22 protein-coding genes, 1 tRNA gene and 1 pseudogene are annotated in these 23,081 nt (G+C 69.5%); 12 read left to right on the plus strand and 12 right to left on the minus strand.

The window, feature by feature from the left end; all coding sequences use genetic code 11:
• Window positions 1-28 precede the first annotated feature (28 nt).
• Window positions 29-1,069: a LacI family DNA-binding transcriptional regulator gene (locus tag ACZ6ZP_RS16460; protein ID WP_351155811.1), complete on the plus strand. Its 1,041-nt coding sequence runs from the start codon at window positions 29-31 to the stop codon at window positions 1,067-1,069.
• 150 nt (window positions 1,070-1,219) lie between these two features.
• Window positions 1,220-1,408, plus strand: coding sequence for an antitoxin (locus tag ACZ6ZP_RS16465; protein WP_351155809.1), 189 nt, complete (start codon window positions 1,220-1,222; stop codon window positions 1,406-1,408).
• Window positions 1,409-1,526: 118 nt separating this feature from the next.
• Here ACZ6ZP_RS16465 and ACZ6ZP_RS16470 read toward each other — a convergent pair whose 3' ends face one another.
• Entirely contained in the window at window positions 1,527-2,270 is a 744-nt protein-coding gene (locus ACZ6ZP_RS16470) for a metallophosphoesterase (RefSeq protein ID WP_469407214.1), read from the minus strand.
• Window positions 2,271-2,422: 152 nt separating this feature from the next.
• Here ACZ6ZP_RS16470 and ACZ6ZP_RS16475 point away from each other — a divergent pair, with 152 nt between their 5' ends.
• Window positions 2,423-3,025 carry a CGNR zinc finger domain-containing protein gene (locus ACZ6ZP_RS16475; RefSeq protein ID WP_469407215.1) on the plus strand — a complete coding sequence of 201 codons (603 nt, stop codon included), beginning with the start codon at window positions 2,423-2,425 and terminating at the stop codon, window positions 3,023-3,025.
• Here ACZ6ZP_RS16475 and thpR read toward each other — a convergent pair.
• From thpR to ACZ6ZP_RS16500, 5 genes are all read right to left on the minus strand, one after another.
• On the minus strand, window positions 3,004-3,600 hold the full coding sequence (gene thpR, locus ACZ6ZP_RS16480; protein WP_469407216.1) for an RNA 2',3'-cyclic phosphodiesterase: 597 nt from the start codon (window positions 3,598-3,600) through the stop codon (window positions 3,004-3,006). The genes ACZ6ZP_RS16475 and thpR overlap by 22 nt on opposite strands.
• Before the next feature lie 113 nt (window positions 3,601-3,713).
• Window positions 3,714-5,906 (minus strand): hypothetical protein, encoded by a 2,193-nt coding sequence (locus tag ACZ6ZP_RS16485; protein ID WP_399972698.1) that lies wholly within the window; start codon window positions 5,904-5,906, stop codon window positions 3,714-3,716.
• 88 nt (window positions 5,907-5,994) lie between these two features.
• Complete coding sequence (locus tag ACZ6ZP_RS16490) at window positions 5,995-6,840, minus strand: hypothetical protein (RefSeq protein ID WP_469407219.1); 846 nt, start codon at window positions 6,838-6,840, stop codon at window positions 5,995-5,997.
• 394 nt (window positions 6,841-7,234) lie between these two features.
• The gene (locus tag ACZ6ZP_RS16495; protein ID WP_399972704.1) at window positions 7,235-7,699 is read right to left on the minus strand and encodes an SRPBCC family protein; all 465 of its coding nucleotides are present in this window, start codon (window positions 7,697-7,699) and stop codon (window positions 7,235-7,237) included.
• Window positions 7,687-8,586: an RNA polymerase sigma-70 factor gene (locus ACZ6ZP_RS16500; protein ID WP_366463945.1), complete on the minus strand. Its 900-nt coding sequence runs from the start codon at window positions 8,584-8,586 to the stop codon at window positions 7,687-7,689. The genes ACZ6ZP_RS16495 and ACZ6ZP_RS16500 overlap by 13 nt, the downstream gene beginning before the upstream one ends.
• 400 nt (window positions 8,587-8,986) lie before the next feature.
• Between ACZ6ZP_RS16500 and ACZ6ZP_RS16505 the strand changes: the two genes are divergently transcribed.
• A complete protein-coding gene (locus tag ACZ6ZP_RS16505) occupies window positions 8,987-10,477 on the plus strand; it encodes a hypothetical protein (RefSeq protein WP_383824398.1) in 1,491 nt (496 codons plus the stop codon).
• Between the two features lies 1 nt (window position 10,478).
• Here the strand turns inward: ACZ6ZP_RS16505 and ACZ6ZP_RS16510 are convergent, their stop codons facing one another.
• On the minus strand, window positions 10,479-11,312 hold the full coding sequence (locus ACZ6ZP_RS16510) for a helix-turn-helix transcriptional regulator (RefSeq protein WP_383824401.1): 834 nt from the start codon (window positions 11,310-11,312) through the stop codon (window positions 10,479-10,481).
• A 131-nt stretch (window positions 11,313-11,443) separates the two neighbouring features.
• Here ACZ6ZP_RS16510 and ACZ6ZP_RS16515 point away from each other — a divergent pair, with 131 nt between their 5' ends.
• Window positions 11,444-12,517 carry an aldo/keto reductase gene (locus tag ACZ6ZP_RS16515; protein WP_469407221.1) on the plus strand — a complete coding sequence of 358 codons (1,074 nt, stop codon included), beginning with the start codon at window positions 11,444-11,446 and terminating at the stop codon, window positions 12,515-12,517.
• Between the two features lie 32 nt (window positions 12,518-12,549).
• Here ACZ6ZP_RS16515 and ACZ6ZP_RS16520 read toward each other — a convergent pair whose 3' ends face one another.
• Entirely contained in the window at window positions 12,550-13,437 is an 888-nt protein-coding gene (locus tag ACZ6ZP_RS16520; protein WP_351155782.1) for an MBL fold metallo-hydrolase, read from the minus strand.
• Between the two features lie 437 nt (window positions 13,438-13,874).
• Here ACZ6ZP_RS16520 and ACZ6ZP_RS16525 point away from each other — a divergent pair, with 437 nt between their 5' ends.
• On the plus strand, window positions 13,875-15,047 hold the full coding sequence (locus tag ACZ6ZP_RS16525) for a serine hydrolase domain-containing protein (protein WP_351155779.1): 1,173 nt from the start codon (window positions 13,875-13,877) through the stop codon (window positions 15,045-15,047).
• Window positions 15,048-15,112: 65 nt separating this feature from the next.
• Here the strand turns inward: ACZ6ZP_RS16525 and ACZ6ZP_RS16530 are convergent, their stop codons facing one another.
• On the minus strand, window positions 15,113-15,652 hold the full coding sequence (locus tag ACZ6ZP_RS16530) for a CGNR zinc finger domain-containing protein (RefSeq protein ID WP_383824412.1): 540 nt from the start codon (window positions 15,650-15,652) through the stop codon (window positions 15,113-15,115).
• Between the two features lie 135 nt (window positions 15,653-15,787).
• On the opposite strand from ACZ6ZP_RS16530, the gene ACZ6ZP_RS16535 reads away from it, so the two are divergent.
• The 3 genes from ACZ6ZP_RS16535 (at window position 15,788) to ACZ6ZP_RS16545 (ending at window position 17,117) form a co-directional block, all read left to right on the plus strand.
• Window positions 15,788-16,489: a haloacid dehalogenase type II gene (locus tag ACZ6ZP_RS16535; RefSeq protein WP_469407223.1), complete on the plus strand. Its 702-nt coding sequence runs from the start codon at window positions 15,788-15,790 to the stop codon at window positions 16,487-16,489.
• Between the two features lie 208 nt (window positions 16,490-16,697).
• Window positions 16,698-16,949, plus strand: coding sequence for a DUF3253 domain-containing protein (locus ACZ6ZP_RS16540; RefSeq protein WP_383824469.1), 252 nt, complete (start codon window positions 16,698-16,700; stop codon window positions 16,947-16,949).
• A 94-nt stretch (window positions 16,950-17,043) separates the two neighbouring features.
• Window positions 17,044-17,117 (plus strand) — tRNA-Met (locus tag ACZ6ZP_RS16545).
• A gap of 238 nt (window positions 17,118-17,355) precedes the next feature.
• Here the strand turns inward: ACZ6ZP_RS16545 and ACZ6ZP_RS16550 are convergent.
• Entirely contained in the window at window positions 17,356-18,414 is a 1,059-nt protein-coding gene (locus ACZ6ZP_RS16550; RefSeq protein WP_469407225.1) for a vWA domain-containing protein, read from the minus strand.
• A 351-nt stretch (window positions 18,415-18,765) separates the two neighbouring features.
• Between ACZ6ZP_RS16550 and ACZ6ZP_RS16555 the strand changes: the two are divergent.
• Window positions 18,766-19,059 (plus strand): annotated as a pseudogene (locus ACZ6ZP_RS16555) (sigma-70 family RNA polymerase sigma factor); the annotation flags it as partial.
• A gap of 246 nt (window positions 19,060-19,305) precedes the next feature.
• Here the strand turns inward: ACZ6ZP_RS16555 and ACZ6ZP_RS16560 are convergent.
• Window positions 19,306-19,851, minus strand: coding sequence for a GNAT family N-acetyltransferase (locus ACZ6ZP_RS16560; protein ID WP_383824419.1), 546 nt, complete (start codon window positions 19,849-19,851; stop codon window positions 19,306-19,308).
• A 346-nt stretch (window positions 19,852-20,197) separates the two neighbouring features.
• On the opposite strand from ACZ6ZP_RS16560, the gene ACZ6ZP_RS16565 reads away from it, so the two are divergent.
• Both ACZ6ZP_RS16565 and ACZ6ZP_RS16570 read left to right on the plus strand, forming a co-directional pair.
• Window positions 20,198-20,869: an HNH endonuclease family protein gene (locus ACZ6ZP_RS16565; protein WP_399972844.1), complete on the plus strand. Its 672-nt coding sequence runs from the start codon at window positions 20,198-20,200 to the stop codon at window positions 20,867-20,869.
• Window positions 20,870-21,026: 157 nt separating this feature from the next.
• Window positions 21,027-21,650 (plus strand): hypothetical protein, encoded by a 624-nt coding sequence (locus ACZ6ZP_RS16570; protein WP_351155763.1) that lies wholly within the window; start codon window positions 21,027-21,029, stop codon window positions 21,648-21,650.
• A 164-nt stretch (window positions 21,651-21,814) separates the two neighbouring features.
• Here ACZ6ZP_RS16570 and ACZ6ZP_RS16575 read toward each other — a convergent pair whose 3' ends face one another.
• Window positions 21,815-22,906 (minus strand): hypothetical protein, encoded by a 1,092-nt coding sequence (locus tag ACZ6ZP_RS16575; protein ID WP_399972719.1) that lies wholly within the window; start codon window positions 22,904-22,906, stop codon window positions 21,815-21,817.
• Window positions 22,907-23,081 lie beyond the last annotated feature (175 nt).

Raw genomic sequence — 23,081 nt, forward strand, 5'->3', positions numbered from 1 at the left:
CCCAGGGGCGGGGCGTTAGGGTTCCCGGATGGACAGACAGATGCCGACGCTGGAGGACGTGGCGCGCGAAGCGGGGGTCTCGCGCGCCACCGTCTCCCGGGTGGTCAACGGCGTACGCAATGTCGCCCCCGCCATCCAGGACGTGGTCCGAGCGGCCATCGAGCGTACGGGCTACGCGCCCAACCGGGCGGCGCGCTCCCTGGTGACCCAGCGCGCGGGCACCATCGCCCTCGTCGTCTCGGGCGCCGGGGACAACTCCGACACCGCACAGAACGCGTTTGCCGCCCGGGTGTTCGCGGACCCCTTCTTCGGCCGGGCCGTCAGCGGAGTGGTGGGATTCCTGCGCCCGCGCGCGATGCATCCGGTGCTGATGTTCGCGGAGACCGAGGACGCCAGGCAGCAGGTGCTGACCTACCTGGGCCAGGGCAACGCGGACGGCGCCCTGGTCGTCTCGACCCACGCCCAGGACCCGCTGCCGGCCCTGCTCGCCGAAGCGGGACTGCCCGCGGTGTTCTTCGCGCGTCCCGCCCTGCGGGCCCACGTCACGTTCGTCGACTTCGCACACCGGGACGGGGCGAGGCTGGCGGCCGAGCATCTGCTGGCCCGCGGCTGCGGGCGGGTGGCGACGATCTCGGGTCCCTTGGACATCCCCGCGGGCCGAGAGCGCCTCGCCGGATTCCAGGACGGCATGGAGCGGGGCGGGCAGCCCTACATCCCCGTCGCCGAGGGCGGGTTCACCCTGGAGAGCGGGGCCAGGGCGATGCGCGGACTGCTGGCCGAGCATCCCGACATCGACGGGGTGTTCGCGGCCAATGACCTGATGGCACAAGGCGCGTGCCAGGCACTGAGGGAAGTGGGCAAGCAGGCGCCCCAGGACGTGGCAGTCGTCGGGTTCGACGACTCGAGCGTGGCGGTCACCTGCATGCCGCCGCTGACGACGGTGCGGCAGCCGGTCGAGGAGATGGGGGCGGAGATGGCCCGGCTGCTGCAGGAACAGATAGAAGGCGTACGGACCGACCCCACCTCGGTGATCTTCGAGCCGGAGCTGGTGGTGCGTGAGTCCGCCTAGCGCGACGGTGGCAGTGTCCGGTGGGGTCGGGCAGCGTCAGTGTCAGTGCCGATGCCTCGTCTGCGACGCCGGCCGGAGGGGCTACCGGATGCGGATCACGCCTCGCGATGTGAGCCTGTATGTGGGGGCGACACAGAGAGGCGGTTGCCCATGTCAGTCATGGACAAGCTGAAGCAGATGCTCAAGGGTCACGAGGACAAGGCCGGGCAGGGAATCGACAAGGCGGGCGACTTCGTCGACGGGAAGACCCAGAACAAGTACTCCGGCCAGGTCGACACCGCCCAGGACAAGCTCAAGGACCAGTTCGGCCGGGACCAGGACAAGCCTCCGCAGCCGTAGGCCACCCGCGGTTGTCAGTGCTCGCCGATAGGCTGAGCTCTTCCATCCGCGCTGTGGCTGCAGCGCTGCCGCCCCGCCCCCGTGATGCAGGGGCGGGGCACTCGGCGTTCCGGCCGTATCACGGCAGGACGCGGTAATGGGTGGTCAGACGGCGGTCGTCGTCGAGGACGTGGAAGGCGAGCCCCGGGGGCTGGTCGCGGTCCGCGGGCTGGTCGCCCTCCCAGGGCAGGCGCAGGGTCCAGGTGATCGCGGGGCCGACGATCAGGGGGCGCGCGGCGAAGGTGGTGGCGGCCGCGGTGTGGGCGTGGCCGGTGAGGACGGCGGCGACGTGCGGGTGTGCATCGAGCAGCGCGGCGAGTCGCTCGGGGTGCTGGAGGCGGTGGGTGTCCGGCAGCGGGTGGTGGAGTGCTGCGGGCGGCTGGTGGAAGGCGATCAGCGCGGGGGTGTCGCGGGGCAGCGCGGCCAGCGTGGAGTCGATCCACGCGAGTGTCGCCGCGTCGAGATGCCCCTCGTCGCGGCCGGGAATGGTGGAGTCGCACATCAGGATGGCGGTCCCGGCGATGTGGTGGACCTGGTTGATGGGGCCGTCGTCAGGTGCCTGGCCGAGCAGGGCCTTGCGGTAGGCGGCGCGCACGTCGTGGTTGCCGGGGCAGGCGAGGACCGGGAAGGGCGCGGTCAGGATCTGGGCTGCCTCCTCGTACTCGGCCTCCTCGCCGTGGTCGGCGATGTCCCCGGTGACCAGGAGGGCGTCGACCGGGTGGGGCAGGGCCCGCAGATGGTCCATTACGTGCGTGGCGCGTCGGGTCGCCCTGTCGCTGCCGTCCAGGTGCAGGTCGCTGATGTGAGCAAGCAACGCTGTCATCGCTCTGTATCTCCTCCGGGTGGCGGGGTCCCCGCCTCGCGTGACTAACGGTATTTCTCAGTTTTCCGTTAGGGACAGTAGAGTGTGCCGGGGGTGTGATCAAGTGGTCGACGGCGGGGCCCGGGACGGGCGGAGGAAGAAGGAGACGACCTGTGGAGCGCTGGCTGGCACTGGAACTGGCGAGCACGATCCGCCATGACGGGGACGGCGGCGTCGCCGACGACCTGACCACGATCGAGGACGCGACCCGTTGGATCCACGAGCAGGACGGCCTGCTGCCCGCCCACATTCAGCCCGGGAAACTCACGGCGGACGAGGACCTCAGACAGGACATCGTCGAACTGCGGGGAGCCGTAAGGGCGTTGTTCGCCCGGGCGGTGAGCCCCGCGCCGCCAAGCCCGGCGGACGCCCGCCACCTGATGCCCGCCGAGAAGGCCCTGGCCCACCTCAACACGATGGCCGCCCGTGAACCGGTCGCCCCGCAGCTGGAATGGCCCCACGAAGGAACTCCCGCCGCACGGCTCCTGACGGCGCAGGACGATCCGCACATCAGCCTCACGGCGACGCTGGCCCGCGCCACGATCGACTTCCTCGGCGGCCCGCAGCGCGAGCAACTGCGCGCCTGCACCGCGCCCCGGTGCGTGCGCTACTTCGTCAAGAGCCACGGCCGGCAGGAGTGGTGCAAGGCCTCATGCGGCAACCGAGCCCGCGCGGCCCGCCACTACCGACGCCATCACACGGCGGCCGAGGGCTGACCGCCGAAGTCCCAGGCGCCGACGTCGCGGTAGTGGATGGGCCCCGGGCCGCGCCCGATGTTGCTGGCGACCAGGTGCAGACGCTCGGCCCGCCACGGGCGGCCGTTGAACCCGGCGAGTCCGGCAGCGGCCTCCACCGCGCACGACGGGGTGTCCCGGCGGGCGCGCGCCAACGTCAGGTGCGGGCGGAACGGCCGGTTCACACGAGTGACACCGCAGTCGTCGACCACGGCACGCACCGCCGCGGCGAGCAGACGCAACTCTTCGAGATCACCGTCGATCCCGCTCCACAGCACACGCTCGTCGAAGTGCCCGCCGCCGCGCAGCGCCAGCGTGAGGGGGTCGCGGCCGGCGGCGAGACGCGCGAGGGGCGTACGCAGGAGCGCAACCGCCCCGACGGGAACCTCGCCCAGGAAGGCCAGGGTGATGTGCCAGTCCTCGATGCGGTTCCACCGCATCCGTGGATGCGCGTCGTACGCGGGGTCGAGCGCCCGCGCCAGTTCCTGCTTCGCGTCGTCCGGCGGGGCGAGCGCGATGAACACACGCACGGTCGCGGGCTGAATCTGTTCGTTCACAGAACACTTCGTACCGCATCCATGGAGTGCGAGCAGTACCGGTCGTGGCGGCAGACCCGGCGGCGGCGAAGCGGCCGGTGGGCTGAGCCGCCGCCAGGTCTGAGGACTGCCGGTCAGGCTCCGGGCTCGGCCCCGGCGTTGACGCTCCTCCTGGTCTCGTCCACCTGGCGCCGTACGGTGTCGACGACGTGCGGCCTGAACTTCGACTCGGCGTACTGCACGAGGTTGTCGAGCACGCCGTTCGCCTGCTCCGTGTTGCCCTCCTTGGCGTGGGCCCGGGCCAGGCGGCGCATCACCATGTTCAGCGTGATGTTGTCGACTCCGTTGCCGTGCAGCGACGCCTCGACGACGGGTGACAGCAGACCGACCGCCTGTTCGGGGGCGGCGGGGCGCACCAGCAGCGCACTCTTGTCCGGCGTCAGGTACTTGAAGTCCCGTTCCGCGTTGAGCCCTTCGACCATGCGGGCGTAGAGGGCGAGCGGGTGCTTCTCGTAGTGCTGCACGACCTCCCGCAGTGCGTCGTTGCCGGTCTGGAGCGAGGGCGAGTCGGATCCGCGCAGAGCGAGGAGCGTGCCCTGCTCCTCGCCCAGCATCAGCTCGCCGACGTTTTCGTCGGTCTCGTTGTAGGGGCTGCGGACGGTCGTGCGCAGCACCGGCGAGACGATGCGGGAACCGTCGGATGCGATGTAGGCGGCGCGCAGCAGGTAGGTGCCCGGCTGCTCGAAGTAGTGCCCGTCCTGGCCGTAGCCCACGTAGGCGCTCGCGTAGAGCGGAGGCCCGTCCACGGCCAGGCGGACGGTGGCGTCCGCCTCGACGCACCGGCGCAGCAGGGGCCGGTAGACCAGCGTGCGGCCCGACGGCTGCCGGATCGCGATGTTGACCAAGTCGTAGTCCGGGTGCAGGAATTCGTGTGTCTCCCGGCCCCGCAGGTCGGTCGTGTCCAGCTTGAGTTCCACGACGACCGGTTCACCGAACGCGAAGTGCTTCTTGCCGCGCAGGTCGAGACGGAGCCCCGACTCATCCGCCACGGGCTGGTCGAACAGGTCCGGGTCGATGTCGGCCGCGCCCCTGCCGAAGGCGTTGGCGCCCATGATCACGTCACGGTAGAAGCCATGTCGCAGATGCGTGATCTCGTTCGCGGTGAACCGGAAGGGAAATGCCCTCCAGTACGCGTCCGTTCCGGTCGGAGCGCCGCCGCCGGGGTTGTAGTTCTGGGGGTAGTTCATCCACGACAGGTCCCCGAAGCCGTTGTTGGGACCCAGCGGTGCCGGGGGTGTGGCCAGGCCCTTCTGCCAGGAGTGCAGCAGGTTGAAGGCGTGGCCGAGCTCGTGGACGTACGTACGGAGCTGGGCGCGCACCGTCTCGGGGTCGGTGCCCTGGATGATGTCGTGGAAGACGGCGCAGCCCTGCCGCTGGAAGGCGTCGGCGGCGTCGAACATGATGCCGCGGACACCCGCGTTGCCCTCGTAGCGGCTGGCGACCAGCAGCCACACACGCCACTGCGGTATGTTCCGCCACAGGCTGAAGTTGGTCTGCATCGCGGCGTGCAGCTCGGCGTTGTTCCAGCCGGCCGGACTGTCGCCGAGGATGTTGGCCGCGCTGGACACCAGTACGTCGATGCCCGCCTCGGCGTAGGCGCGCGGCACGGTCAGTTTCCCCGCCGGGCTGCCGGGCGGCCGGGGCAGGGACCCGGTGTCGTACGACACGAAGGGCACCTTGCCGGCGACGGAGTCCTGCTCCCACTGCACGGTGCGGAAGTACGGCGACCTGAACTGGCAGCTGTACGAGGCGCCCACCTGACCGGACGTCCTCATGAACTGCACGGTGGCCGCGGCCTGTTGTTGGCCGACCCGTCGGCGCGCGATGCTCACCCGCACGATCGGGAAGCTGGTCGTTCCGGTGAACCGGCCCTGACCGGTGATCACCACTTGGGTGGGGGACCAGGTGACGGCCGGTGCGTGCACGACGAAGGAGCCCGCGTAGCTCGTGGTGCCGCCGCCGGAGGTGAAGAAGTCCCCGCTGACCTTCCGCAGCGTGCGGGGGCCGTCGACGTCGACCCGCAGCTCCAGGACCCGGGTGCCGACACTGCGGTAACTGCCCCGCACGAGGAGGTACGCGGGCGTGGCGGCCGCGGCAGTGGATTCCTCGCCGATGCCCGCCGACGGTTCACCGACCGGCGTATCGGAGAGGTCGGAAAGATCGGAGAGATCGGTGAAGTCGGCGGGATCGGAAAGGTGTCCGTCCGGCAGTTCTGACATCGCGGATTCCGTGGTTTCGGCTGTGGGATCGCCAAAGGGTGTGGACATGGTGCTGACTCCTCCGACCTCTCGGGTGAGCTCTCGGTTTATGGTGAAGCGGTGAATCGGTGAACGGATGAAGGAGAGACGGGCGGTCTCAGCGAATGACGAGGGAGTGGTGCGTCTGGAACAGACCGCACCACTCGTTGTAGGGGCGTCGATCGCACGTGTACGGATTCGTGATGCGGATTCCGGAGTTGTCCACGTCGCGGACCGGAGTACCACCCGGCTTGTGGGCCCAGATGCCGCCCGGGTGCAGGCGGTACCAGTGGTAGTCACGGAAGTTCCCGGGAAAGGTGCCGGTGACGAGCGCCACCACGTAACGCAGCGATCCCGTCGGCTGGCAGTTGCCCCAGATCCGCAGACCGTCGCGCTGCGCCCCGGTGGAGACCTCGCCGCAGCGGACGGTGCGGGGGATGGTGTAACCGTGTGCGCGGCCGGGCTGGGCGAAGGTGTTGGTGCGCCGGTTGACCGCGAAGTTGTAGCAGTTGTTGTGGGGCTGGGTGTCGGGGCGGTTCCAGAAGGCCGGGTTGTAGGGCGTCACGTCGTACGCGCAGGCCAGCGCGGCCCGGTGCACGAGGGTCTGTAACTGCTTCTCGACCTCCGCGGCGTCCGCCTCGGAGATGCCGCCCGACTCGGCGGGCTCGATGGTGGTGGCTCCGCCTGCGCCCTCACGTGCCGTGCGCCGGATCTCTTCGCGGACCGACTCGCGAAAGTCCTCGGGATAGCTCCCGTCGAGCGTCGCCGAGTCGGCATCGCCCTCGGCGGGACGCTGCTCGCCGCCTTCGCCGCCTTCGCCGCCCTCCCCGAGCCGGCCGACCGGCATCGTCTCAAGGAGGCGCTCGGCCACCTCGGCACCGGTGAACGGGTCCCGTGACCCGCCTCCTGCGATCTCGAACACCGCGGGCAGTCCCGCGGTATCCAGGTCATCGGTGATTTCCACCTGAATTCCCCGGAACCCAAGTCCGGTGAAACCACTGGACACTTCGGCCACCGCTGCCCGGTTGCGCGCCATGAGCCGAATCAACTCATGCGCCTGGTCCTGGTCCTGGATTTCCCACGTGGGATTGGAACGCCCCGAGAAAATGTCCACAGTGATGCGCAGACCCATGATGTCCCCCCTTCGTTCCGCGCTCGACCGCGCGGAACGTCCAGCTACCCCTGTGAGAGATGTGCCGGGATGGCCGGGCGATGCACGGAATGACAGCCGTCACGAAAAACACGAGAAACACGAGAAAAGGGGTGCTGGGCCATGGATGTCGTAGTGGACTTGTACTGCGACCCTCAAGAGCAGTCAATGGACCCGAGGGGAGGTCGCCCCCCTGGCGGCCGGAACATCAGGCTCGGTCCGGGCTGGGGTGGCGGGCCAGTGCGGTGTCGGCTGCGTCGAGGATGCTGTGGAAGCTACGGGTGATCATCGGTCGTACGAGATGGCGGGTGAGGAAGGCGCCGACGAGCGGGGCCCGCATTTCGGCGCGGGTGGTCCAGGTGACCAGGGTGCCGCCGTCGGTCTCGGCGAACGTCATGCGGCCCAGTTCGTGCCGGGACGGCGGCACGCTGCGGTCGACGACGTACTCGGTGGCGTAGGGCGGGTCGTAGTGGGTGATGCGTTCGCTGAGCCAGCCGATCAGCCAGAGATGGCTGCGGACCGCGCCGACGCCGTAGGGGTCGGAGTCGCCGTGGCGGGTCAGGCGGCAGCGCAGGACCAGCGGCGAGCGCGTGTAGTTGGTGGTCGTGGTGAGCCAGGCGAACACGTCGGCGATCGGGGCGTCGATGGTGCGCTGGGCGGTCATGGTTTCCATGGCTGGTGTTCTCCTCTGTCGAGCGGGCGCACGGTGCGGGCGCGGTGCAGCTTGTCCGGGTTGCGCATGGCGTAGAGGCCGGTGATCTGTCCGTCGTGGATCTCGAAGGCGAGGAGCCAGTCGAGTTCGCCGCCGGTGAGGCAGAGCGCCGCGGGCATGCCGTTGTAGGTGGCGTGCTCGATGCGGGTCGTCGGGGTGAAGCTGGTGCGGGCCACACCGAGGGTGAAACGGGCGACGTCGTCGCGGCCGGTGATCGGGCGACGGGGTGCGGAGATTCTGCCGCCGCCGTCGGAGATCTCCACGACGTCGGGCGCCATCAGGTCCATCAGCGCCTGGATCTCACCGGTCGCCGCCGCCAGGAGGAAGCGTTGGACGATGGCCCGGGTGGCGTCGGAGTCGGGCTCGAAGCGGCGGCGGCGCGCGTGGACGTGCTTGCGCGCACGGTGGGCGATCTGACGGACGGTGACTTCACTCTTGCCGACCGAGGCGGCGATCTCGCCGTGGGTGTAGCCGAACACGTCGTGCAGCACGAACACCGCGCGCTCGGTGGGGTTGAGCGTCTCCAGGACGAGCATCATGGCCATCGACACCGACTCGGCCAGGATCGCGTCGTCGTTCACCTCGGGCGCGGTACGGATCGGCTCGGGCAGCCACGGGCCGACGTAGTCCTCACGTCGCGCCTTGACCGCGCGCAGGTGGTTGAGCGCCTGGCGGGTCACCACACGGACCAGGTAGGCGCGCGGATGCTCGACCGTGGCCGGGTCGACCGCGCTCCAGCGCAGGTAGCTCTCCTGCAGCACGTCCTCGGCGTCGGCGGCGCTGCCCAGCATCTCGTAGGCGATGGTGAACAGGAGCGGACGGTGCTCGCTGAAGGCGTCCTCAGCCATGACCGCCCCCGGCGATCCAATGCGCCGCCCGCACTCCGGCACGGCTCGCCCCCACCACCGACACGCGTCGGTACTTCGTCACCACACCCGGCTCCTTTCGTCGGACGCCCATCGAGACACCCCGCACCGGCGAACCGTGACAGTCCGCCACTGTGATCCACACCACGGCGGCGGTGCCGGTAGCTCGCACCCGAGACGGATCGTCACCGAGTGGGGCACCGGGTTGTGCGTATCTCTCGTCGAGGGTGTGCCGCCCAGAGTCAGCCTCTGCTACGCAGGAAGAGGCCTCGCGCGAGGGCGCAGCCGGCGCGGCGCGGTGTGCCAGGGGGAGATCATGGCCGATTCCGTACGTCGTGAGGGGCCACGGGCGCCCGAAACCGATCCCAAGCTAGGGGTCGATGTGGCCACGAAGTGGGTGGGAAATCCGCAGCACCGTCTGGTCACGGTGGGGGATTCGCTGACGCAGGGTTTCCAGAGCGCGGCCATCTTCAACACCCCTCTGTCGTATCCGGCGATCGTCGCCCACGAACTGGGATGCCTCCCGAGCTTCCGCCACCCCCTCTACGAGGGCCATGGCGGGCTGCCCTTCAACCTCGAACTGTTCCTGCGCGACCTGGAAGCCCGCTACGGGCGGACGGTGGACTGGTGGGAGGCGCCACAGGCCCTCTTCCGGGCTCGCGGCGTGATGGACCGGGTGGAGGACTACTGGGAGCGAGGGCCTGGCCGGGCCGTGCCGTCGACCACGGCGATCATGCACAACCTCGCGGTGTTCGGATGGGACCTGCGCGACGCGCTGTCGAAGTCGGCCGACGAGTGCCGCAAGCGGATCGACGCGCCCCGGGACGACCTGGTGAACCAACTGGTGCAGAACGCCGGCGAGCGCGCGGCGCTACGGGTACTGCCCACCCGCCCCCAGTCGGCGGGCGCCCTGACACAGCTGGGTGCGGCGGCCGAACTGGGCAAGGGCACCGAGGGCACCGACACGAAGCACGGCATCGAGACGCTGGTCATCTTCCTGGGCGCGAACAACGCGCTGCGGGCGGTGACCGAACTGCGCGTGGAATGGAGCAAGGACGCCGGATTCGACAGCTTGGACGACAAACGGCGCTTCACGGTCTGGCAGCCGAAGCACTTCACGTCCGAACTGCGCAAGGTGGCCGCGGAGGTCGCCGCCATCAAGGCGCGCCACGTCATCTGGTGCACGGTTCCCCACGTGACGATCGCGCCGATAGCGCGCGGGGTGGACGACAAGGTCCGGCCCGGTTCGCGGTACTTCCCCTACTACACCCGTCCGTGGATCAGCGACCGGGACTTCGACGCCCACAGGGACCCGAAGATCACCGATGACGAGGCACGGCAGGTGGACGATGCGATCGACGCGTACAACGACGCGATCACCGCTACGGTGCGGGCGGCCCGGAGCAAGGGGAAGGACTGGTACCTGCTGGAGACCTGCGGCTTGATGGACCGCTTGGCGTCGCGCCGCTATGCAGAGGACCCGCTGGCGCGTCCGGACTGGTGGCAGCCGTACCCGCTGCCGTCGGCGCTTCAGGCGCTGTCACCGCCGCCGAACTCCCACTTCCTGGCCGCGAAGAACGGACGGCGCACGGACGGTGGCCTGTTCTCGCTGGACGGCGTACATCCGACGACGGTCGGGTACGGAATCCTGGCCCAGGAACTGATCAACGTGATGCGGCTGGCGGGCGTCCGGTTCTTCCGTCCCGACGGGGAAACCCTCCGCCAGGACCCGGTGCTGGTCGACTTCGACCGCCTGATCCGCCACGACACGCTGGTCAACCGTCCACCGGGGAACCTGGGTTCGGCGCTGGGTGTTCTGGGCTGGGCGGACGAGGCGACGGATCTGTTCCGGCGGGTGTTCTCCGTCTTCTGAATCATCCTGCGCCCAACCGGTCCAAGGCCGACCGGCTCTCGTCGTCCGCGGCGCGGTAGATCACCAATCGCTGGTCGGGATCCTGCAGCGGCACAAGCACTTCGAATTCCACTGTGATCACACCGACGTCAGGATGCCGCATCGCCTTGCTCCCACGGCCGTTGACGTTGATGTCCCGCTCGGCCCACAGCCGCGCGAAGTCCTCGTCACGAGCGGTGAATTCGTTGATGAGGTCGGTCAACGCCCGATCCTGCGGATGCGCGGCCCACGCCGCGCGCAGGTGGGCGATCCCCTCCCGCACGACGCGTTCGCGGTCGACATAGAACTCGCGCATCTCCGGATGCATCAGGCACAGCCACATCGCATTGCGCCGCGCCGGCGGCAGCGTGTCGAAATCCAGCAGCAGCCTGGCCATCTCGCCGTTCCAGGCCAGGATGTCGTAGCGATGGTTCATCAGCATGGCCGGCAGCGGCGACAGGTCGGCGACCAGCCGGGCCAGCGGCGCCGCCGCGGCGACGGCGGGCTTGTCGGCGTTACGGGGCCGCTGCTGGGCCAGGTTGAAGAGATAGGCGCGCTCCTCGGGGGCCAGACGCAGCGCCCGGGCCAGCGCGTCCACCACGTCCGCCGACGGCCGCAGCCCCCGGCCCTGCTCCAGCCGCACGACGTAGTCGACGCTCACCCCGGCCAGTTCGGCGACCTCCTCCCGGCGCAGTCCCGGGGTCCGCCGGGCCTGCCGACGCGACGGCAGGCCGAAATCGTGCGGGTCCAGGCGCTCGCGCCGGGACCGCAGGAACACGGCCAATTCCTGTGTCGTGTCCACGGTGCGGGTCGTCATGCCCGGTCCAACAGCCAGGGTAGGACCGGTGTTCCCAGGAACCTCCTTCCCTTATCCGCGGCCCGCGGCGGTCACAGGCTTGTCCTCGGCAACGCATGACAGGCACAGAAGGACAAGCACAGGAGGACACCATGTCGCTCACCCTCGACACCTACCGGCTGCTGGGCCGCTCAGGGCTGCGGGTCTCACCGCTGGCGCTGGGCGCTGCGACCTTCGGCACCGAGTGGGGCTGGGGCGCCCGGCAGGACGAGGCACGCAAGCTGTTCGACCTCTACGTCGAGCGCGGCGGCAACTTCATCGACACCGCCAGCACCTACACCAACGGCAGCTCCGAGCGCCTGCTGGGCGAATTCACCCGCGACAACCGCGAAAGCCTGGTGCTGGCAACGAAATACACGACGCTGCGCCGGCCCGGCGACCCGAATTCCGGGGGCCCGCACCGCAAGAGTCTGTTCGCATCGGTGGAAGCCAGCCTGCGACAGCTGAACACGGACTACATCGATCTGCTCTACCTGCACCTGTGGGATTTCACGACGCCGGTCGAGGAGATCCTGCGCGGCATGGACGATCTGGTCCGGCAGGGCAAGGTGTTGTACGTGGCCGTCTCCAACACCCCCGCCTGGCAGGTGTCGCGGATGCAGGCGATCGCCGACCTGCGCGGCTGGTCGCCGCTGGTCGCGCTGCAGATCGAGTACAACCTGATCGAGCGCACCGCGGAACGTGACCTGATCCCCATGGCGCACGAGATGGGGTTGGGCGTGATCCCGTGGTCGCCGCTGGCCGGCGGGGTGCTCTCCGGCAAGTACGGCCGCGACACCCTGACCGCGACGCACGCCGCACCCGACGACGGCACCCGCAGGAGTCTCACCATCGCCAACGGCGCGCTCACCGAACGCAACCTGACCATCGTGGACGTCGTCAAGGAGGTCGCCAGGGAGCTGGGCCACACACCCGCCCAGGTCGGTGTCGCCTGGACCCTGCAGAACCCGGGGGTGACGGCGCCGGTCATCGGCGCCCGCACTCCCGCGCAGCTGGAGGAGAACCTGGGCGCCCTGGACGTGGCCTTCACCGCCTCTCAACTGGCCCGGCTCGACGAGGTCGGCGCGATCGGACTCGGATTCCCGCACGAGATGCTCGCCCGCGAGTCGACCCGCATGCTGACGCGCGGCAACCTGAAGGTCGAAACGCGTGGCACAGGGGCGTGATCACCGTTGGCTACCGGCGCGGGCCTTGGCTGCTACCAGCGCATCGCGGTGAAGTCGACGGCACGGGGCCGAAGTTGACGGGTGCGTGCCGTCAGCCGGCCAAGCCGCTGCGCCATGTCGTGGCCGGGGAGGTGCTGACGATCGCCGTGGCCCGGCAGCAGCCACTCGAAGCGCAGCTGGTGGGCGGTCCGGGCCAGAGAGGCGGCCAGCTCCTCGATGGAGTACCAGGTGACGCTGTGGGCCACCTCGATGTCCGCTGTCGTGCGCGACCAGTAGAAGCTGTCGCCGCTGAAGCAGTACCGCTGGTCGGCGAGGTAGAGCACGCTGCCCCGCGTGTGTCCGGGAAGGGGGAAGGCGATGACCCCGTCTGCGATCTCCGCCGGGTCGGTGCCGCGGAGCACACAGTCGGCGTCGGGGGCGGCATCGAGATCACCTTCGTGGATCCACAGCCGGGCGCCGAAACGATCGGCGTAGCGACGGCCGTGCGCGGCGTGGTCGCGGTGAGTGAGCAGGATGTCGGTCACGGGTCCCAGCGCCTCGTAGCGCGCGGCCAGCGAAGTGCTCCAGCGTGGGGTGTCCACCATCATCAGGGTGCCGTCGGCGCGGCGTAACAGGTAGGAGTTGGCTCCTGCGGTGTGCGGGGAGTTGTGTCCGCACAGGTGCACGGTGTCGTCCAGTGCCAGGGGGAAGGGGTCCAGGGAGGCGTCCAGCCGCCCGGTCGGGGGACGGATCGACCGGGTGGGGCAGGCGTGGGCAGCGGTGTGGAACTGCCGGATCTCGCTCTGGCCGCGCGGCTGGCGCAGGACGACCGCGCGGCCGTCGGCCTCACCGATCAAACCCGGGGCGAGTTGTCGGGCGACATCGCAATTCATGCAGCGCTCGTCGACTCGCCAGCCGCCCTCAAAACGTTCATCGCTCATGGTCCACTCCCTTGCGCACTGCGCCCGCTGACCGGCCGCTCGCTCTCAGGGGTATCCCGCGCCGTACGGACAGAGGAAGAGGGTACGGATCTTGTACTTGTGCCACCGTCCTGTTCTGAGGGTTGTTTTAAGGGTGTTTATCCATATTTCCTCCAGTGGTTTTGTGTCCTAGGCGCTGGGGGCGGGCCGCAGGGGGTGGGGCGCGGCCTCGCGAGGGTGACGGCCGTCGGGGTGAGCATCCCTCGGCGGGCTGGGGGGCGCGGTGACGGTGGAGCCGCGGGCGCGGCAGCGGGGGGAGAGGAGCGTGGCGCGGGCCTCGGTGTTGGCCGTGCCACGCTCCGCACCGCTCTCGGCTGGTTGGAGCAGAGCCGCGCGCAGGTTCCTGACCTGCGGGTGAAGCTGGGCCTCCCACCGCGCTCACGCATCAGGAGCCTTCCGTGCCAGTTGCCCGCTTCCCGCAGATCCGCCTGCCCCTCGTCGCCCTGCTGACCGCTGCCTGCGCGGCCGGGCTGGTGCAGGCCCCGGCCCACGCCGCGCAGGCCCCGGCCGACGACGAGCGCGCACTGCGACGACAGTTGCAGGAACTGACCACCGCTCCCGGCGGCCCGCCCGGAGCGATCGCCGTGCTCGAGCGCGGGTCCCGAACCGAGGTGTACCGCGCCGGCGTCGCCAAGACCGGCACCGGCCGCCCGATCAAGGCCACCGACCACATGCGCATCGCCAGCACGGCCAAGGCATACAGCGGCGCGGTCGCCCTCCGGCTCGTCGACCGCGGGGAGCTGCGTCTGAACGACACCATCGGCAAGGTGCTTCCCCGGCTGCCGCGCGCATGGCATCGGGTGACGTTGCGGCAGCTCCTGAACCACACCAGCGGGCTGCCGGACTTCTCCGCGAACCCGGAGTTCCTGGCCCTGGTGACCAAGAACCCGCGCCACCACTTCGACTCCCGCCGACTGCTGGACTTCGTGGCCGATGAGCCGTTGTCGTTCCGTCCGGGCGCCCGGTACGCCTACTCCAACTCCGACAACATCGCCGTGGCGCTGATGGCGGAAGCGGCGACAGACTGCCGCTACGAAGACCTGCTCGCCCAGCTCGTGTACCACCCGTTGCGTCTGCGCGACACCAGCCTGCCGCAGGGCTACCGGATGCCCGAGCCGTACATGCACGGCTACGACGTCACCCCGTCGGACCCGCCCGAGGACGTCAGCGAGGTACTGAGCGCGTCGGGCGTCTGGGCCTCGGGCGGGATCATCTCGACGCCGAAGGACATGACGGCCTTCATCCGCGGCTACGCCGGTGGAAAGCTGATCTCCGACCGGACACGCCGTCAGCAGCGGAAATGGGTGAACGGCGCGTCCGAACCCGCGGGCCCCGGCAAGAACAAGGCCGGTCTGGCCATCTTCCGGTACACCACCCGCTGCGGCGTGGTGTACGGCCACACGGGCAACTTCCCCGGATACACGCAGCTGATCGCGGCCACCCCGGACGGCAAGCGGTCGCTGACCGTCTCCCTCACCACCCAGATCAACAAGACGAACAAGCCCGAACTGCTGGAGCGGCTGCGGACGGTGGAGGAGAACTTCGTCTGCGCACTGTTGCGCAAGAAGTAGCCAGGAGACAGGAGACAGGAGACCGGAGGCGGACGGCTCTGCCGGGGCAGCCGTGCCGACGTCGCTTAGGGAGTGGCGTGTTTGCGGGCCCGGTAGGCGGCGGCCTTGACGCGGTTGCCGCAGGCCTGCATGCCGCACCAGGTGCGGCGGGTGCCGCGGGAGCGGTCGAGGTAGAGGCGGGAGCAGCTGGGGCGGCCGCATTCCTTGAGGCGGGCGTCGGTGTCGGCGAGCAGGGTGATCGCGCTGCGGGCGACCTGGGCCAGCGCGGCGGGCAGATCGCCTGTCAGGTGGAGACCGGTGTCGCTGAGTTGGACGGTGGGCGGGGGTGCGGCGGCGGCGTGGTTGAGGGTGTCCAGGGCGGCGGGTGTGTAGCGGCGGGGGTGCATGCGGTCGAGGGCGAGCTGGTGGATGGCTTCGCGGAGCTCGTGGGCGGCGGCGAGGGCGGCGGCGCCGGCGCTCACCTGCCCGGGGAGTTCGTCGCAGGCGTGGATCCACTGCTCGAGGTCGGCGGGGGTGGCCAGGAGGTCATGGGGCTGGTCGTAGCGGGACTCCACGGTGGCGACGAGGTCCAGGGCGGGGTGCCCGCTCACGAAGGCGAATTTCACGTCACCATCTTGACCGGTGACGCACGGGCGGGCAAGACTCGTCACCGGTTGAACCGGTGACGAGACAAGGCTCGCTCTAGTGACGCGACAGGGTCAGGGTCATCTCGCGCCCGGCCGTCGTGGAGAGGAGAGCGGATGTCTGGGGCAGGCGGTATCGAGGTCGTCGTCTTCGATGTGCTGGGGACGATGGTGGACGAGTCGGGAGGACTGCGTACGGCGATCGGCGAGGCGCTGGCCGCGTGCGGTGGCGACGCCGGTGAGGAGACGGTGGAGCGTCTGCTGGCGGTGTGGCACGGGCATGTCGAGGGCGAACAGCGGCGTATCGGGGAGGGGAGCCGGACGTACGCCAACAGCGAGGTCATCGACCGCGAAGCGGCGGAGCGCGTGGCCGACCGCGCCGGGCTCACCGACCAGGCGGCCATAGGGCGGCTGGCCGGTGCGGGGCAGCGCCTGAGCCCCTGGCCGGACTCGGTGGCCGGCCTCGCCCGCCTGGCGGGACGGTTTCCCGTACTGGGGCTTTCACATGCCAGCCGGACGAGTCTGCTGCGCCTGAACGCGTACGCGGGGCTGCGCTGGCATCAAGCTCTGTCGGCCGAGGACGCGCGGGCCTACAAACCGGCCGCGGAGGTCTACCGGCTCGCTGTCGACGCGGCGGGGTGCCCCGCCGAGCGGGTGCTGATGGTCGCCGCGCACGCCTGGGACCTGCGGGGAGCGCAGGCGGCGGGGATGCGGACGGCTTTTGTCCGGCGACCGGCGGGGGATGCGCCGGGGAGCGCGGACTCCTTTGACTGGCGGGCGGAGAGCCTGGACGAGCTGGATGGTGCGCTGACGGCATAGCGGCGCTGACTGGGGGAGCGGGACGCCTGGTTCCCCGGCGGGGCGATACGTGCTGGACCTGCCTTTGAGCTGCATCGCCGCAGTGGGGCGCTCATGCCCGGCCCTCCCCCTCGATGCGAGGGCCGGGTGGGGCGGGTGCGGCGGCTGATGTCCTGCTTCCCGTCGTCGCCGGTGTGAGACTAGTGCGGTGAGGGATAGCGAGCAGCAGATGGACCGGTGTTTGGAGCGGGCCATTTTGGATCTGCTGGAGCGTCGTGGTCCGGCCTCGACGATCTGCCCTTCCGACGCTGCGCGGGCGGTGCACGAAGGGGACGATGACGGCTGGCGCGCGCTGATGGAACCGGTCCGCCGCGCGGCCCGGCGCCTGGTGGCGGCCGGCGAGGTGGAGATCACCCAGGCGGGCCGCGCGGTCGATCCCGCACAGGCCCGCGGCCCGATCCGTATCCGCCGCGTCCGCTGACACGCTCCGGGCGGGGCGCCGCTTGGCCGAGTGCCAGGCTGCGTCCCGAGTGGTCTTGAGGGTGGGTCGTGGTGGCGTAGGGTGGGTCTTACGGCGCGGGGTGGAGCAGCTCGGTAGCTCGCTGGGCTCATAACCCAGAGGTCGCAGGTTCAAATCCTGTCCCCGCTACTACCCGTCAGGGCCCGGATCCTTCAGAGGATCCGGGCCCTGACGCATTTCAGGTCGTGAGCCGTGATGGTCACTGTGGGTGATGGTCACATCGAGTGGTGCCGCCGTCGAGTCTCACCCTCAACCTCACCCTCTACCTCAACGTCAGGTTGAGCGTGAGCTTGAGATTCGCGTGGTGTCGGTCGTCAACCGCGCCCCGGCCGCTGTGACGTCTCCAGGGGGAGGGGCCGTGGTGGTGTCAGAGCATGATGAGCAGGCGGGTCTTCGGCTTGAGCTTGCGGTTGACCGAGCGGCTCTGCACGTAGACCTCCAGCTGGGGATTGTTGCCCGCTTTCACCGAGACGGTGCCCTGGATTCCCGTACCGAACAGCAGGCTGCGTGCCGCGTCCCCGGTGTAGGCGCGGTCGGTGTCCTTTTCGACCACGATGACTTCCTTGTTCGGCTGGACCTGGGCGCGGGCCCCCAACTGGTAGTAACAGGAGCCGCGTTCGTAGTTGACGCCCGGATGGGAGTCGACGAAGGGGCGGATCTCGGCCTCCTGGTCGACCTTCAGCAGCCGGTACATGGTCGCGGGAATCGGTTCGAGGTTGGCCCGCACCTCGTCGATGGATATGTCCTGGCCGACGGCGAACAGGTTCTTTGTGCCGCGCACGCCCTGTTCGCGGGCGCGCAGGAAGCTGGTGGCGGCCGCGCGTACGGTGCCGATGGCCTCTTCGACGCCCTCTTGGGAGTCTGCGTCCCAGATGGCGATGTTCCCGGCCGGGAAGCCGTAGTTCTGGGCGGTGCGTTTGGCCAGGGAATTGGGCACCAGGATCGCGGAGGTCCAGTGGTCGGGCAGGCCGCCCATCTTCGCGGTGATCCGTTCGAGCCAGGGGCCCAGGATGGTCATGTCGCCGTCGTGGCGTCTGTCGCCGCCGGACGCGTTCTCCTCGTCGTCGGTCACCACGATCTGGAGGAAGCTGTGCTCGCCGTACTGCTCCCAGATGTGTCCCAGGTCTTCCAGGGACTTCAGTGATGCCTCGATGAGGGCGGTGGCACCGTTGTTGACCCGGTACAGGCCGCGCATCGACGGCAGGTGCTTCACGTCCATGTCCCACACCAGGTTTTCCACCCGGTGGTCGAAGGAGTAGAGGCTGATCCGGGTCTCGTGACCCAGGCTGTCCGACTCGGCCTTGAGCCCGGCCACGAACTCGTCCACCACGCGCACGAGCTGTTCCTGATGCGGACGCATGGAGCCCGAACAGTCCACGACCAGCGCGACGTGATTGACCTTGTGTTGGATCCTGTTGGCAGACATGGCTGTGCTCCTTCTCCCCGGCTTACTCCCCGGCCTTCCGCAGTGATTTCACTCTATGTGCAGGCACTGACAACGCCGTTTGACGCTTCCTCACCTGCTCTCACCTGCCCTCACCCGGCACCGCGTTCAGCACTCGGCAGGCGATCGGGAGCCCGTGACCGCCGGAGCGGAAGCCGGCGCTGGCCCACCACAGAGCCGCATACTCAACGTCCGCTTCCGGTACACGCTCCAGAGGAGCCGGGGCCCGAGGGAACTCGCCGCCGGCGAGCTGGCCGGCGACCGGATGGCGGAACCTTCACCACTGCTTTCTCCAGCAGCGGCACCGTTACGACCCCGCGTGGGCCACGGGTACGGCACCGGCGGGCCGAGGTACGCCGTTTCAAAGCCCTGGCCCGCATCCCGGCTCCGGCCGATCACGAGGAGCCGCTGGCCGACCGTGCTTCGGCCCGGGTGGGGGCGCAGGCGCAAGCGGTGGGCCGCGAGCTGGCGGTGGCACTGGCCGCACTGCCCGCGCGGTACCGGGGCGTGCTGCTGCTGGTGGCGTGGGGCGGTCTTGGCTACGAGAAGGTGGCCCAGGCCCTTGGTGTCCCCATCGGCACGGTCAGATCACGGTTGCACCGGGCTCGCGGCAAGCTACGCGAAGCGAGGTGTCCGACGATGACTGACGAACTCGAACTTTTGCGGGACTGGGGCGCGTCACGCGCTGCGTCGGCGAGGGTGACCGTGCCGACCGCTCATAGGGCAGGGCACGGCGACCCTGCGGACTGGCAACGTCAGCGCCGCAACGGTTCGGAACCGGGCAGCAGTGCAGTTGGGTAAGCACGAGGAGACTGTCGCGCCGCGCGACGACCAGTTGATCACCCGTCCCCAGCTGATCTGCACCCGCAAACATCATGGGGAAGGGACCGGATGCACGGCGAGGTCAAGGGTGAAGGCCACCCGGTCGAGCCCAGGACCGTCGTAGTCCGGCTTCACGTTCGATGCCGCGAAGCCGAGTCGAGTGTGGAAGGACTGCGACGCGGTGTTCTGCGGGCTGGTGATGCAGTGCACGTATCGACGGCCGTGTGAACGGGCGAGAGCGAAGAACGCCCGGTACAGGGCTCGTCCGACGCCCTGTCCGTGCAGTCGCGGGTCGACGCCCACGAAGTGCACGTAAGCGGCGTCCGGTTCGGTCTGCGACAGGAAGCCGACCAGGAATGCCGCGATCTGGCCCCCGTCGGTCCGGTCCCCGTCGACCTGCCCCTCATCGCGTTCGACCAGGAAACTTGTGGTGGTGAAGTGCTGGAAGTACAGCCTCGGCAGGAGCAGTGAACGCTCCAACGCCCCTGCGGGCCCTTTCAGCCCGCCCCACCATCCGTCGAGTACCGAGAGGACCTGCGGATGGTCTTCCTCGGCGAGGTGCCGTGCCTTCAGGCCATCAGGAAGAAAGTCGATCATCGGGGCATTCTGTCATCGGCGCCCGGTGCGCCGCCAGGCCCGATTCCGAGCCACGCATCCGCAGGACCATCCAAAAGTCCGACCAGTGGCCGGACTCGGGTAAGGGTGAGGGTGAGAGTGGGGCTGGGAGTGGGTGCGCCTCGAAGCGCAGAGCGGTGATCCAGCTCGCCCGGACAGAAGGCGGGCCCCGGTCGCGGCCTGACGCAGCTGGTATGACGGGAGCCCAGGACAGCGTGCTGGCGGTGGACGCCAATGCAACGTTTCTGCGGTGAACTTCGTCCTCCACACGGAGGAGAGGCCTGCCGAGCACCCGGTGATCGCGTGCGGCGGGAGGTATGCCTGCCGGGTGATCAAGAACTTCACTCGCGGCCTCGCCGCGCTCAGCCTGTCCCTGACCCCGCTTCTCGCTCCGGCCCCGGCGCAGGCCGCCGACCCCACCGAGACCACGACCCTGGCCGACGCCGTGCACCGCATCCCGGTCGCCGACGAACGCCGCGAGGGCTACACCCGCACCGCGTACAAGCACTGGAACGCCGGTGAGGTGCCGTCCGACGGCTGCACCACACGTGCCGAAGTGCTGATCGCCGAGGCCACCGAGGCGCCGTCCGTCGGCGCGAACTGCAAGCTCACCGGCGGTGAATGGCTGTCCTACTACGACGCCCAGGAAGTCGAGGACATGGACAAGCTCGACGTCGACCACATGGTGCCGCTGGCCGAGGCCTGGGACTCCGGCGCCTCCGCCTGGAGCGCCGACCGCCGCGAGGCCTACGCCAACGACCTGGGCGCCCCGGCCTCGCTGGTGGCCGTCACCGCCCGTACGAAGAGCTCCAAGGCCGACCAGGACCCGTCCGAGTGGCTGCCGCCGCTGCCTGACGCGCACTGCCGCTACGTCTCGGAGTGGGCGGCCACCAAGCTGCGTTGGGACCTGGCGGCCGACCCGGCCGAGCTCGACGCCATCGCCGTCTTCGCCTCCGGCCAGTGCAAGGACACCGCCGTCACCTACACCGCGGCTCCGTAACCCGCAGGCTCCGGGGTCGCGCTTGGCCCGACCCGACCCGACCCGACCCGACCCGACCCGGTCCGGGCCGAGTCGCGTTGGAGTGGAGTGGAGATCACGCTGCGGGAGCGCCGGCCTGTTCCTGCCGAGTGGAATGATCGACATAAAGTATCGTCCTATGTCTCATCCACAGAATCGGCACAGCGCCCACTTTGGCCGGCGCCTTGGGCTGATAGCCGTCGGCGCGGCCACGGCCTGCACCCTCACCGCGTGCTACCCCAGCACGGGCGACTCCTCGAAGGACGCCACCCCCAGTGCCACTCAGGCTCCGAAGAAACTGAGGCTCGGTCAGCCGAGCCCGGAGCAGGAGATCTCCAGTTACAAGAAGACGGCCAAGTTCGTGTTCACGCCGACGAAGGTCGTCGAGGGCAAGCCGGAGGATCTTGACGAACTCGATGAGCCCGACAAGTACGCGGGCAAGAAGGTCGTGTGGGTCTACGTCAACGCCAGGCACGTCGGCGGCGATGCGCTCAAAGAGCCGCCCCCGATGATGAGCGATGTCAATGTCGAGACCGCTGCGGGCCCCGGCACGAAGTTCATCCTCATCGGTGCCCTCAGCAGCACGCCAAAGGACTGCAACCTCCTCAACGGTGTCAAGGAACTCGGGACCGAGGACGTGTGGAAGAAGGGCGAGAAGCGCGCTGTCTGCGACCCGTACCTCATCCCCGAAGGGGCCGAGGTGGAGAAGGTGACCTACTCCCAGGGGTACTACAAGGAGCCCCTGAAGTGGTCCGTGAAGTAGCGCCGCCGGCGGGCGCACCGTGGGCGGATCGAGAGGTTGCCCGCGGGGATGACCGCCTGGGGGAGCGATAGACAAGGCCGGCGCCCAACCCGCCGAAGCGGGTGGCAAGGGCGCCGGCCTTCGAAGACGTGCCCCTGAAGCAGAACCGGCCCGGTTCCTGCGCTTCAAGAGCGGGTGGCCGTCGCGCAGTCTTTGCCCGTGGCCGTCGTGCCGTTGTTCGTGTCGAGCGGTTTGCTGCGGTCGTAGGGGTCGAGCCGGCGGGTTTCGTCGGCGGTCTGCTCGTCCGTGGTGTCGAAGGGCGGGACGAAGTAGCCGGTCGGCTCGGAGCAGCCGCCGTTGGTCATGTCGAGGGTGTAGGAGACGAGGGACATCGTGCCCGGTTCGGTGATGACCTTGGCCGGGTTGTCCCAGCTCATCACCACCTCGCGCCGCACGATGGTCCGGACGACCTCGGCTTCTCGTCCATCGTCGTCCGCTGGGGCGACCGGGTAGACGAAGGTGACGTCCGCCGTCACCTCGAGCGCCCCGCGCTTCCCCTCCCGGTAGGTGAGCCGGCCGCGTGTCTTGACCACGTCACCGACCGGCTGGGCCTTTTCTGGCCGGAAGCGGCTGAACAGCAACAGGGGGTCGGTCTTGTCGGTGGGCGTCGCCGTCGACAGGGCCGCACGGAGGTAGTCCTGCACGTCCTGTTGATGCGGGTTGAGCAGCGCGATCGCCTTGGTGGGCCGTTCGCCGCGCAGCACGCGGGAGTCGAGCCCCGCGGCCACCAGGAAGTCGCGGCTCTTGCGCAGCGCCCGCTCAACTTGGGCGGTGTCCATCCAGCCGGTCGCCTTGGCGGGCGGCACCGTGATCCCAGCCGCTCCGTCGGCCCACCGGGCGGCGGGTGAACCCCGGAAGGGTTCGGCGCGGGTAGCGCGTAGCTTCGGCTCTGCGCCGGGCGCCTTGCTCGGGCTCTGCGACTCGGCGGCCAAGGGTGCCTTGTCCTGCCCGGCGTCGTTGTCACCGACCCAGCCGAAGAGTTGCTGCGGGAAGAGCCCCACCATCAGGAGCGCCACGGCTGCCAACAGCCCGGTCACGTACCAGCCTGTCCTGCGCCGGGGCCGCGCCGGTGAGTGCGTACGCCATCCCTCCAGCTGCCCGGAGCGCCCCCGCAGCCGCCGCTCCACCGCACGAGCGCGCGCCGACGGCTCCACAGGGGCCCCGGCCTTGCCCTCCACCGACTCGCGAAGGAACCGGTCCCACTCCTCATCGGACACGGACGATCCGTCCTGCCCCCCAGCCCCGCTCACACCGCACTCCCGTTGCCGCTCGACAGGTTGACCCCCGGCGTCTCGATCGCCTGGTCAATTGACTGCGCACCGGTCGATCGAGAGCCGTCCGCATAATCGCATGGGCAAGTCGCGAGCCTGCAGGAGGCAGTGGTGAAGCATC

It is taken from the genome of Streptomyces sp. NPDC054047, from assembly GCF_055585065.1.